Origin of the sequence: Polymorphospora rubra (assembly GCF_018324255.1) — a bacterium.
Lineage (GTDB): Bacteria > Actinomycetota > Actinomycetes > Mycobacteriales > Micromonosporaceae > Polymorphospora > Polymorphospora rubra.
Window position 1 is genome coordinate 2,734,421 of sequence record NZ_AP023359.1, and the last position, 11,826, is coordinate 2,746,246.

General features: G+C 70.4%; 9 protein-coding genes and 3 pseudogenes. All 12 read right to left on the reverse strand.

All coding sequences use genetic code 11. From position 1 onward, the window contains the following. Nucleotides 1-52 precede the first annotated feature (52 nt). Nucleotides 53-936: pseudogene (locus Prubr_RS12635) on the reverse strand (DUF5926 family protein). Nucleotides 937-997: 61 nt separating this feature from the next. After that, nucleotides 998-1,402, reverse strand: a complete 405-nt coding sequence (locus Prubr_RS12640) for an ATP-binding protein (RefSeq protein ID WP_212825108.1) — start codon at nt 1,400-1,402, stop codon at nt 998-1,000. Nucleotides 1,403-1,458: 56 nt separating this feature from the next. Next, nucleotides 1,459-2,898, reverse strand: a pseudogene (locus tag Prubr_RS12645) (sensor histidine kinase); the annotation flags it as partial. Between the two features lie 45 nt (nt 2,899-2,943). Beyond that, nucleotides 2,944-3,741, reverse strand: coding sequence for a glycerophosphodiester phosphodiesterase (locus Prubr_RS12650; protein WP_212825112.1), 798 nt, complete (start codon nt 3,739-3,741; stop codon nt 2,944-2,946). Further along, nucleotides 3,738-4,073: a rhodanese-like domain-containing protein gene (locus tag Prubr_RS12655; RefSeq protein WP_212825114.1), complete on the reverse strand. Its 336-nt coding sequence runs from the start codon at nt 4,071-4,073 to the stop codon at nt 3,738-3,740. The genes Prubr_RS12650 and Prubr_RS12655 overlap by 4 nt, the downstream gene beginning before the upstream one ends. A 46-nt stretch (nt 4,074-4,119) precedes the next feature. Beyond that, on the reverse strand, nt 4,120-5,001 hold the full coding sequence (locus tag Prubr_RS12660) for an LCP family protein (protein ID WP_485020592.1): 882 nt from the start codon (nt 4,999-5,001) through the stop codon (nt 4,120-4,122). 312 nt (nt 5,002-5,313) lie between these two features. Beyond that, nucleotides 5,314-6,372 carry an LCP family protein gene (locus Prubr_RS12665; protein WP_246568937.1) on the reverse strand — a complete coding sequence of 353 codons (1,059 nt, stop codon included), beginning with the start codon at nt 6,370-6,372 and terminating at the stop codon, nt 5,314-5,316. Nucleotides 6,373-6,685: 313 nt separating this feature from the next. Then, nucleotides 6,686-7,894, reverse strand: a complete 1,209-nt coding sequence (locus Prubr_RS12670) for an LCP family protein (protein WP_212825118.1) — start codon at nt 7,892-7,894, stop codon at nt 6,686-6,688. Between the two features lie 83 nt (nt 7,895-7,977). Next, nucleotides 7,978-8,955, reverse strand: a complete 978-nt coding sequence (locus tag Prubr_RS12675; protein ID WP_212825120.1) for an NAD-dependent epimerase/dehydratase family protein — start codon at nt 8,953-8,955, stop codon at nt 7,978-7,980. 109 nt (nt 8,956-9,064) lie between these two features. Beyond that, complete coding sequence (locus Prubr_RS12680) at nt 9,065-10,726, reverse strand: solute symporter family protein (protein WP_212827948.1); 1,662 nt, start codon at nt 10,724-10,726, stop codon at nt 9,065-9,067. A gap of 44 nt (nt 10,727-10,770) precedes the next feature. Continuing rightward, a complete protein-coding gene (locus Prubr_RS12685; protein WP_212825122.1) occupies nt 10,771-11,121 on the reverse strand; it encodes a DUF485 domain-containing protein in 351 nt (116 codons plus the stop codon). A gap of 168 nt (nt 11,122-11,289) precedes the next feature. Continuing rightward, nucleotides 11,290-11,823 (reverse strand): annotated as a pseudogene (locus Prubr_RS12690) (flavin reductase family protein); the annotation flags it as partial. Between the last annotated feature and the right edge of the window lie 3 nt (nt 11,824-11,826).

Here is an 11,826-nt window from a genome sequence, read left to right on the forward strand (position 1 = left end):
CGGCCGGAGCACGCCGGTCGGCCCGACGCCGCGAGCGGCTCGGGACGAGGGCTCAGCGCAGGGTGAGCTGGCGGCCGAGCAGGCCCTGCCGGGCCCGCCGCGCCGCCGCGTCCAGCGGTTCGGTGTCGGCGAGCGCCTCCTCGTAGCGCTTCGCGAACTCGGCCAGCGGCGCCTCCCACTCGGCGGCCTCCGGCTCGCCGGGGATGTCCCACACCGGCACGAGCAGGCCGTGTGCCCGGAACATCCCGGCGAACTTCGTCCCGCTCCCGAGCAGCAGTTCACCCGCCGCGCTCAGCCTGGACAACGCCGCCAACGCGGCGTCCTCCTGGTCCGGCAGCACCCAACGGACGTGTCCCTTGTCCGGCACCCGGCACCAGTAGGCGGCCGGGGCCGCCGCGAGCCGTACCGTCGGATAGATCGAGGCGTTGGCCCGCTCCAGGGACGCCTTGACGTTCGGGTCGTCGGCCGCGTCGTCGTCGAGCCAGAACTCGAAACCGTCGTGCATCGTCACGTCGAGCGGCCCGTCGACGAGGACGTCCTGGAGGCGCGGGCCCGCACCGGGCAGCGCGGGGACCGACACGGTGCCGCCGGGCGTGGTCTGCAACGCGCAGAGGATCGCCACGGCCAGATCACGGGAGACGTCGCCGGACTGCACGTGACGCTGGAGACCGACGAAGATCCGGCCGTCCGGCTTGGTCATCGCGGGCCAGGCCATCGGCAGCACCGTGGCCAGGGTGACCGGGCGGTCCCCGAAGCGCTCCACCAGATCGGGGGCGAGCGTCAGCGGGGCCGACGCGGCGGGCACCAGCTCGCGCAGGGCGATCCACTCGGCCTCGTCGGCGAGGCCCTCGAACGGTCGGGGACGAAGATGTCACCTACCTTTTCGCGCTTCGGCGCTTGGTCGGCGGACCGGGGGTTCTTTCGACGCTTACTCACGGCGAGACAGCCTAGGCCCCGGCGGCGCCCCGTGGGACGCGTACCGGGTAAATGGCCGCCGCTACGACAGCTCCGCCCACACGCTCTGCCCCAGTCCGTCGCGTTCCACACCCCAGCGGCCGGACAGCGCCGCCACGATGCACAGGCCACGGCCGTCGAGCGACTCCGGACCGACCGTACGCAGCGTCGGGGGCGCCGCCGCCCCGCCGTCGGTCACCCGTACCTCGACGATGTCGGAGTCGATCCCGGGCCGCAGCCGCCACGACACCCGGACGACCCCGCCGGGCAGCGGGTCGGCGTGCCGTACGGCGTTGCCCACCAGCTCGGCCACCACGGCGACGGCATCGGAGAGCAGCTCCGGCGGTACGGCGTCGGTCAGCTCCGCCGCGAGCCGGTGCCGGGCGATACGGGCTCCTCCGCTGTGGTGAGGAACGACCACGCACCAGGATCGTTCGGCCAACGCCATCGACACGATCGTGCCTCCTCGGACATTCCGGCGGCCGGCCGCGCCGTGTCATCCGCGGGCAGCCGCACCTCTGCGACCGTACCGCCCCCGTCGCGCGGACGCAGGGAGACCCAGCCGTTCTGTCGCTCGACGATCCGCCGCACCAGGAAGAGTCCGAGACCGGCGCCGGGGTAACGCCGCCGGTCGCCCGATTCGCCCTGCCAGAAGCGGTCGAACGCGCGCTCCACGTGGTCAGGACGTACCCCGATGCCCCGGTCGCTAACCCGGAACCCGACGGTCCGTCCGTCGGCCTGCGCGGTCAGCTCGATCAGGGTGTCCGGCGGGGAGTACTTGTCGGCGTTGGTCGCCAGCTCGGTGAGCACCGTGGCCAGGCTGGCCCGGTCGCCGAGCGCCTTGGGCAGGTCGCCGCGCAGGTCGATGACCAGCCGTCGGCGCAGGTCCGCCGGCAGGTCCAGGGCCGCCGCCCGAAGCGCCTCGACCAGGTCGAAAGGTACGGGCGGAGCGTCGCCCACCGGGCCCGCGTCGTGGGCGGTCGCCAGCAGCCGGTCGAGCAGCCGGGCCAACTCGTCCGCGCGCTGCCCGATGACCCGGGCCGCCTGCCGGCGGTCGGAATCGGTCAGCGAGTCCCAGTGGTTGCACAACGTGTCGGCGTACCCCTTGATGACGGTGGCCGGCGTCCGCAACTCGTGGCTGGTGACGGCGACGAACAGGTCGTGGTCGCGCCGGTGCTGGTCGGTGATGTCACGGAAGGTCACCACCCGGGACGAGGTCGCGCCGGGCAGGTCGCCGGCGGTGATCTCCAGCCACCGCCCGTCGGGCAGGCTGTGGTCGATCACCTGCCCGGACGGTGGCAGCGGGAACGGCGCCGGCCGGTTGAGGATGTGTGCCGCCGAGTGTCCGGTCACCTGTTCGGCCGCCGGGTTCCAGAGCCTGACGTAGCCGTCCCGGTCGACGATCGCGAGGCCGTCGGCCAGCGCCGCCACCACCGGACCGTCACCGTGGATCGGCAGTCCGGCCTGGTCGCCGTACATGTGGGCGGCGCAGGCGGCGAGGTAGGAGAGCACGGCATGGTGCTCGGCCGAGCCGACCGGATCGGCGTAGTAGGCGTGCAGGCTGCCCACGACCAGGCCGCCGACCTCGGCGCGCGCCGACACCACCCGGCGCAGCCCCTGCCCGGCGAGCTGGTGCGCCAGGTCACCGGGCAGGTCGTCGACCAGCGCCTCGTCGGTACGCGGTCCGCGCAGCAGCCGGGCCGTCGTCGGATCGGCGCGGTCGACCGGCCGGCCGAGCGCCCACCCGACCCCGCCGGTGGCGGCGATGATCCGTCCGCTGTCCGGCCGGTATTCCACGAATGTCATGCCACCCGCACCCAGGGCCCGCTGCGCGACCCGGAGCAGGTGGGTGAGGACGGGAATCCCTGCCTCGCCGGAGTTGGTCATCTCGATGACGACGGTCTGGCCGGCGATCAGAGCGGCGTAGTCGGGGCGCTCCGGCATGCCCAGAGTCTGCCAACTCCGGCGTCGTTTGGGCAGCCCTGTCACTCAGCGTCCGAGCCGCTGGAGCACGAGGGCCGGCCGATCGGTGATGATCCCGTCCACCCCGTGGCCGATGACCAGGTCGAGATCGTCCGGCTCGTTCACCGTCCACACGAAGATCCGGTTGCCGGCCGCCCGCAGCTTGGGTACGAGGTGCGGCCGGGCCCGGATCAGGCCGATGCCCGGTCCGGCGATCCGGGCGCCGAACGGCAGCCGGCCGACGCGCAGCCCCGGCGGCAGCATCTCGAGCAGCAGTACGGTCGGCAGCCCCGGCGCGAGTTCGCGGATCCGGCGTACCGCCAGCGGCGAGAACGACATCACCGTGACCTGGACCGGGTCGTCCGGGCCGGGGGCGAGCAGTCCGCGCTCACGCAGCATCGCCACCAAGGTTCGTTCGACCGTCGCACCACGCCGGGACGGGTGCTTCGTCTCGACCAGCAGCCGGACCGGGCGCCCGGCGTCACGCAACGCGTCGAGCAGCCGGTCGAGGGTGAGCAGCCGGGTCCGGGACGGGTCGGCGGGAATGTCGGTGACCTCGTCGTCCGAGGTCGCCGCGGTGTGCCAGGACCCGAAGTCGAGCTCGTCGAGTTCGGCGAGCGTACGCGCGCTCACCCGACCGGTGCCGTTGCTGGTGCGGTCCAGCCGTCGGTCGTGCACGCAGACGAGGTGCCCGTCGCGGGTGAGCCGTACGTCGCACTCGACGCCGTCGGCGCCTTCCTCGATCGCGCGCAGGTAGGCCGCGAGAGTGTGCTCGGGCAGCACCGCCGAGGAGCCCCGGTGCGCGAAGACCAACGGCCCGTTCACAGCACCCGGGCCGGCTGCCCGTCCGTGCTGACGACCGGCCGGCCGGCGGCGGCCCAGTCGTGCATTCCGCCCGCGACGTTGCGTACGTTGTCCCAGCCGTTGCTCATCAGATAGCCGACGACCTGCCCGGACCGGCCGCCGGAACGGCAGATGACGACCACGTCGCCCTCGGTGGGCACCTCGGAGAGGCGGGCCGGGATCTCCATCATCGGGATGTGGTGGGCACCGGGCGCATGGCCGGCCGACCACTCGTCGGGTTCGCGTACGTCGAGCACGTAGGCGTCGTCGGCGATCTGGGCCACGGCCACGGAGGGGATCTGGCGTCCGAACACGGCTACCAAGCTTAGGGTGTGCCCGGTCGGGCACCACCGGGCAGCCCTAGAGGCGGTTGACCCAGGCCGGATTGACCGTCGTCCAGTCCGGCACCTGGGCCTGGCGCAGGGCGCGGAAGAGCGAGTCGGCGGCCGGGTCGAGCATCGAGTACGACGATCCGGCCACGTCCTGCGCGTGCGTCGGCATCTGCACCCCGAGCAGGGCCTCGGGGCGCAGGCCACGGAGCGCGAACGCCAGGTCCTCGACCGGTACCCCGCTGGTGTCGACCGTGAACGAGGACCCGACCGCCCGGATGAACTGGTCGAGCCGGACCGGCTGGGCGACCAGGTCGCCGAGATCGACCTTCTGCAGCACCGCCTTCAACAGCTGCTGCTGGTGGCGCTGCCGGTCGTAGTCCCCGTTCGGCAGGTCGTAGCGCTGGCGTACGTAGTCGAGTGCCCGCGCGCCGTCCATCTGGTGGCAGCCGGTGGTGAAAACGTGCCCCGTGTGGATCGACCGCACCTCGGTGTCGACGCACATCTGCACCCCGCCGATCAGGTCGATGACCCGACGGAACCCGGAGAAGTCGAGGATCGCGGCGCCGTCGAACCGTACTCCGGTGAGCAGGGTGACCGTGGCGGAGAGGAGTTTGGCCCCGGTCGCGCCGGCGTTGCCGAACTGGAAGGCCGCGTTGATCCGGTCGGTCCCGCCGGTGTAGCCGGCGGCCGGGTCGGCCGGGATCTGGACGAGCAGGTCGCGGGGCACCGAGACGAGGTAGGCCCGGTTCAGCCCGGCCGGGATGTGGACGATGACGATCGAGTCGGCGCGCTGCCCGGCACCCGGGTTGGAGGCACGTAGGTCGGAGCCGATGAGCAGGTAGTTGAGGGGACCCGTGACGCCGGCCCGGTCGCCGCGGGCGTCGGGGGCGAGGAGCTGCTCCGTCGTCACCGAGTTGCCGTACCGGTCGGCGAGGCTGCGTAGCCCGGTCAGCCCGGCCCCGGCGAGGACCAGTAGGACCAGGCCCAGGGCGATCAGGCCGCGGGCCCAGCGTGGGGCGGGCGGCCGGGGTGGTCCGGGGCTGCCCCGGGGCCGTACGTCGACCGCGCCGCCCTGCTCGGTGCCGGTCGGGCGGTCCCGGTCCGGGGCCGCCCGTTCGGATCTGGACGTGACGCCTCCCCACGCGTGACGTGAACCCTTCTCACGTCAGCGTAGGGGTTGAATTGCCCGAGTTGATGGTGTTTTGCGGATCTCGACGTGGTGCTAGGACTTGTTGTTCGCCATCACGGTCGGGTTGTTCATGACGAACTCGGCGAGCCGGTCGTTCTTGACCGCCTCGAACATCTCGAGGCTGATCGGCTGGAGCACCTCGCGGCCGGCGTCGTTGCCGCTGAACGTGCCGCCGTTGGTACGCAGCATCACCATGTCGTTGGCCGCGACGCCGCGCAGGGTGAAGACGAAGTCGGCGATCGGCGTGCCCCCGGTGTCGAGGATGAACGCCTCACCGGCCGCCTTCATCAACTCGTTGATCTTCATCGGGTTGGTCATGGCGCCGCTGTCCATGGCCTTCTTCGCCATCGCCTTCACCAGCTGCTGCTGGTTCTTCTGCCGGTCGTAGTCACCGTTGTCCAGGCCGTAGCGCTGCCGGGAGAAGTCCAGCGCCTCCCAGCCCTTCATCTCCCGGCAGCCCTTCTTGTAGACCACCGGATTGAGCTTCTCTCCGGAGTGCCGGGCCTTGTCGGAGATGTAGACCGGGTAGCCGTCCCGCTCCCGGGTCAGCATGTGGATCGACTCGACCTCCTGGTCGACACACATCCGTACGCTGCCGAGCGCGTCGATGATGCTCTTGAAGCCGCTGAAGTCGATGATCGCGGCGCCGTTGAAGGTGATGCCGCTGAAGTTCTTGATGGTCTGGGCCAACAACTGCGCGCCGCCGGACCAGTCGCCCTTCTGGGCGCCCGCCTGGAACATGTCGGTGATCTTCCCGGTGCCACCGCCGAAGCCGCTCTTCGGGAACGCCGGTGCCGTCACCTCGGTGTCGCGGGGGATGGAGATCAGGTATGCCTGGTCGTGGGTGGCCGGGATGTGCAGGATGATGATCGTGTCGGCCCGGGTGTCGCTCTTCTCCTGGCCGCTGCGGATGTCCACGCCGAGCAGCAGCATGTTGATCGGCCCGTCCAGGTCGTTGCCGCCCCCGTCGTTCGAGCCGGCCATGCCCAGCAGGTCGTCCTGGGCGATGTTGCTGGTCGCCTGGTCGATGAGGACCTTGCTGCCCACGATGGCCCCCCCGCTGGCCATCATCAGGAACGCGCCCACGATCACCAGCAACCGCGACCAGAGTGGATCCTTGCGTTTGGCGCGTTTTGCCGGTTTCGAATGGCTCCGGGCGCCGGCCGAACGGCTGGGTGGGGTTGCCGAACGGGCCGACCGGGTCCGTCTGGGGGTCTCGACGGGCATTGGTACTCCAGGGGCGGGACGATGGGCCGACGTCACTGTACGGACACCGATCGGTTATCGCGAGCCCTCATCCTGTTTCGGTTTTGTGACCAAATACTCGTCGGTAGCCACGGAGACGCCGCCGGGGCGGCCGGCGTCCGACCGGTCCGCCCCGCCGTACCCGGGCTGACCAGTGCGATCAGCCGCCGGTGTCGGTCGACGGCGACGGCGACGCGTTCACCTGGACCCAGGCGGCCATCTTGTCGGCCGCCATCGCCTGGTACATCGCGAGCGCCTTCTCCCGGTCCGAAACGACCACCGACTCGCCGTTGATGGTGTCGCTGCCGTTGTGCGGGCTGGTCATGAACTCCAGGTTGTCGCCGCGCAGGTTGCGGAACTTGACGGCCATGTCGACCAGCGAGAACCCCTCGTCGACGGTGACCGCGGCCGTGGTCGCCTTGAGGAAGTCGTTCATCTTCTTCGGATTGGTCAGGGTGCCCGTGCTCACCGCCTTGTCCATCAGCGCCCGCAGGAACTCCTGCTGGTGGCGCATCCGGGCGAAGTCGCCGTCCGGGAACTGCTTGCGCTGCCGGATCCAGTCGAGCGCCTCGGTGCCGTTCATGTGGTTCGTGCCCTTGGTGAACTTCCGGAACGGCTTGTGGATCGACGTGGTGTCCTGCTCGACGTACAGTTCCACGCCACCGAGCGCGTCGGTGACCTCCTTGAAGCCGCCGAAGTCGACGGCCATGACGTGGTCCATCCGCACGTCGGTGAAGCACTCCACGGTGTGTACGGCAAGCGGCAGCCCGCCCCACGCGAACGCCGCGTTGATCTTCGCCCGCTGACCCGTCCCGCACGCTGCGCCGGCGTCCTCCGGGATCGGCACGTAGAGGTCCCGCGGAATGGAGACCAGGTAGGCCCGGTCGTGTGAGGCCGGGATGTGCATGATGATCACCGTGTCGGCGCGCCACTCACCGGGCTGGTCCAACGGGGCGTCGGGATCGCGGGAGTCGGTGCCGACCATCAGGATGTTGAGCGCGCCGGTGACCGACTCCGGCCGCGCCCCGGTGATCTTCGAGAACGCGTCGGTGCGGTCGAGGTCGTCTTCCAGGCTGCTCGCGTACACCCACATGCCGCCGGCCCCCAGCAGGCCGAGGACCAGCACCGCGAGTCCGGCCACCAGTGCGATCCGCCCCCATCTCGGACGGGGACCGCGCCGGCCGGACCGGACCGTGCCACCGGGGCCGACGGGCGGGCGTGGACCGCCGCCGGAGCCGCCGTACGACGCGCGGCCGGGCTGGGCACCGACCTGGGCGCGGCCGGCGATCCGGCCCGACCCGCTGGAGCCGCTCCGGGGCATCGATGTCCGGCGGTATGAGCCATCGTGGGGAGACGTCCTGGCTGCCATGCTTTTCAGAGTACGTACAGATGCGAAAAGCGCAGTTCAGGCACGACGATGGCGGCACGAAGTCGGGACCGCCCCTCGCCCGATCAGCTCATCTGGCCACTGAAGTGGGCGATCGTGCGTCGCAGACCGTCCTCGGGCGGTACGGACGGGGTATAACCGAGCCGTTCCCGGGCCAGGGTCAGATCGGGCCGGCGCATCTCCGGGTCGTCGGCGGTGCGGGTCAGGTAGGTGACCGTCGAGGCACTGCCGGTCAGCGACACGATCAGCTCCGCCAGGTCCCGCATCGTGACCTCGTGCTCGGTGCCGCAGTTGATCGGCCCGGTCTCGGTCGAGTCGAGCAGCAGCAGGATGCCCTTGACGAGGTCGTCGACGTAGCAGATCGACCGGGTCTGGGTGCCGGTGCCGTGCACCGTGATCGGCTCACCACGCAGCGCCTGGGTGATGAACGTCGGGATCGCCCGGCCGTCGTCCGGCCGCATCCGCGGACCGTAGGTGTTGAAGATCCGTACGATCCCGACGTCGGCGCCCCGGTAGCGGTGGTAGGCCATCGTCGTGGCCTCGGCGAACCGCTTGGCCTCGTCGTAGACGCTGCGGATGCCGACCGGGTTGACGTTGCCCCAGTACGACTCCGGCTGCGGGTGGACCAGCGGGTCGCCGTACGCCTCGGACGTCGACGCCATGATGAACCGGGCACCGTCGGTGACGGCCCGCTCCAGCAGGTGGATCGTGGCCAGCGAACCGACCCGCAGAATTTCGATCGGCAGCGTGGCGAAGTCCTTCGGGCTGGCCGGCGACGCCATGTGCATGATCGCGTCGAACCGGTCGGCGACGGCCGGGTGGTGCACCGGAAGGCCGTCCGAGACATCGGCCTCCACCAGTGTGAACAGCGGGTTCTCGGCCAGGTGGGCGACGTTGTTCTTGGAACCGGTCACGAAGTTGTCGACCGCGACGACCGTGCAACCCCGGGCCAACAGCGCATCGATGAGATGGGACGGCATGAAGCCCGCACCGCCGGTGACCAGGATCCGGTTACCTTGTCCGTAACGTTGAGCTACCACCATGCCGTCAGCCTACTTGCCGTGCCCGGGCCGGGCATGACGTGTCCGGACCCGACGGTCGTGACCTGCCGGTGCCGGGTGGTGGTGCGTCCCACCCGGCACCGGGAGGCGGTCAGTGCGCGCCGTGTCCGGTGAGCGACCGGACCTCCAGTTCGGCGTACTTGTCCTCGTCGCGTTCCTTGGAGACCACCGTGCCGATCCAGCCGGCGAGGAAGCCGAGCGGGATCGAGATGATGCCCGGGTTGGACAGCGGGAACCACTGCCAGTCGGCGTCGGGGAACATCGACGACGGGGCACCGGACACCACCGGGGAGAAGAAGACCAGCACCACCGCGGCGATCAGACCGCCGTAGATCGACCAGACCGCGCCGGAGGTGTTGAACCGCTTCCAGAACAGGCTGTAGAGGATCGCGGGCAGGTTGCCGGACGCGGCGACCGCGAAGGCCAGCGCCACCAGGAACGCCACGTTGAGGTTCTGCGCGAAGATCGACAACACGATGGAGACCGCGCCGATCACGAAGGCGGAGATCCGGGCCACCCGTACCTCCTGGCGCTCCGACGCCTCGCCGCGCTTGAGCACGTTGGCGTAGAAGTCGTGGGCCAGGCTGGACGACGAGGCCAGGGTCAGCCCGGCCACCACCGCGAGGATGGTGGCGAACGCGACCGCGGCGATCACCGCGAGCATGGCCGCGCCGCCGAGTTCGCCGCCGAAGAAGTCGACGCCGAGGGCCTGGGCGAGCTGTGGTGCCGCGGTGTTGCCGGCCGCGTCCTGGGCGGTGATCGCCTCGCCGCCGACCAGCGCCGCCGCGCCGAAGCCCAGGGCCAGGGTGAAGAGGTAGAAGGTGCCGATGATGCCGATCGCCCAGAGCACGCTCTTGCGGGCCGCCTTGGCCGTCGGCACGGTGTAGAAGCGGATCAGGATGTGCGGCAGGCCGGCGGTGCCGAGCACCAGCGCGATACCCAGCGACAGCAGGTCCATCTTGTTGTAGAAGGTCTGTGTCGCGTTGCCGGCGACCTCGACGCCGTACCGTAGTCCTGGTTCGAGGAACGCGTTGCCCTTGCCGGAGGTGGCCGCCGCGTCACCGAGCAGCGCCGACAGGTTGAACTTGTAGTGGGCCAGCACCAGCAGCGTCATGATCAGGGCGCCGCCCATCAGCAGGAACGCCTTGACGATCTGGACGTAGGTGGTGCCCTTCATGCCCCCAACCGTCACGTAGATGATCATCAGCGCGCCGACCAGGATGATCGTGGCGACCTTCGCGGTGTCGGCGTCCATGCCGAGGAACGTCGTGCCGGGCCGGATGCCGAGCAGCAGCGCCACCAGGGCGCCCGCGCCGACCATCTGGGCCAACAGGTAGAAGATCGACACGGTGATCGTGGAGACCGCCGCGGCGGTCCGCACCGGACGCTGCCGCATCCGGAACGCCAGGACGTCGGCCATCGTGTAGCGGCCCGAGTTCCGTAGCAACTCGGCCACCAGCAGCAGGGCCACCAGCCAGGCGACCAGGAAGCCGATCGAGTAGAGGAAGCCGTCGTAGCCGTACAGCGCGATCATGCCGGCGATGCCGAGGAACGACGCCGCCGACATGTAGTCGCCGCCGATCGCCATGCCGTTCTGGAACCCGGAGAACGACCGCCCACCGGCGTAGAAGTCGGTCGCGGTCTTGGTCTGCCGGCTGGCCCAGACGGTGATGCCCAGCGTCACCGCCACGAACACCAGGAAGAGTGTGATGGTCAGGGTCCGGGCGGTGCTGTTCCCGGCCTCGGCGGCCAGGTTGCGTACGCCGTCGACGACACCGTCGAGCGTCAGGTTGCCGCTCACTCCTTGTCACCCTTCCCTTCGAGGTTGGCGTGGATCCGTTCGGCGATGGGATCGACCCGGCGGGCGGCGTACCGGGAGTAGAGCCACGCGATCAGGAACGTGGTGACGAACTGGAGCAGGCCGAAGAGGAGCGCGATGTTGATGTTGCCGAACAGGCGCGTGCCCATGAAGTCCCGCGCGTACGCGGAGAGGATCACGTAGAGCGCGTACCAGAGGAAGAACGCGACGGTCATCGGAAAGACGAAGCCGCGCAACGCCTTGCGCAGCCCGGCGAACTCGTCCGACCGCTGTACGACGACGTACCGGTCCGGTGTGGACGCGGTCGGCGCGGGAGTATCCGTACTCATGCGGGTCACCACCTTTGTGCAGGACTTGAGTGGGTCCTGCGCACCGTAGGGAGGTGTACCCATCGACGGGAAGCTGTGATCCTCGTCATTGCCACCGGCTGCGCCGAACGGCCGGCTGGCTGCGCCGAGTGACGCCGGTCACGTCGACGAACGGTGATGGTGGTCGGGTCAGGTGCGGTAGCGCCCCCGGTAGTGGATCAACGGGCCCGGGTCGTCGCCGAGCTCGACGTGCTCGATCGTCGCCTCGACCAGCAGCGCCCAGCCGTACTCACGGGCACCGTCGAGACGGCAGCCGGCCCAGCCGCCGGCGTCGGCCGGCACCGGGCCGTAGTCGGTCTCGGTCCAGTCGGCGTCCCTGAACAGGCCGCCCGGGGCCGGCATCAGGCCGGCGAAACGGTCGGCGAGCTGCCGGTGCGCCGGGCCGAGCGGTGCGACCGCGAAGCGCCCGGCGGCGGAGACGGCCGTCCACAGGTCGGACTCGTCGTCGATCAGTCCGAGCAGCCGGCCCGGTGCGCCGTCGGCGACCAGCGTCGACGAGACGGTCAGCCCGGCCGGGCCGGGGGCGGTCCACAGTGTCACGGCCGCCGGCAGCCGGCCGCGCAGCCGGCGTAAGGGCGACCGCTCGTGGGTCGGCGTGGCGAACGGGTCGGTGTGGTGGATCTGTCCACCCGGCTCCGGATGATTCACGTGAAACATTGTTCCCGG

Excerpts from the sequence above, each read along its gene's own strand:
- Prubr_RS12640 (WP_212825108.1), bottom strand. The coding sequence starts at position 1,402 with ATGGCGTTGGCCGAACGATCCTGGTGCGTGGTCGTTCCTCACCACAGC.
- Prubr_RS12670 (WP_212825118.1), bottom strand. The coding sequence starts at position 7,894 with ATGGCAGCCAGGACGTCTCCCCACGATGGCTCATACCGCCGGACATCG.
- Prubr_RS12675 (WP_212825120.1), bottom strand. The coding sequence starts at position 8,955 with ATGGTGGTAGCTCAACGTTACGGACAAGGTAACCGGATCCTGGTCACC.
- Prubr_RS12685 (WP_212825122.1), bottom strand. The coding sequence starts at position 11,121 with ATGAGTACGGATACTCCCGCGCCGACCGCGTCCACACCGGACCGGTAC.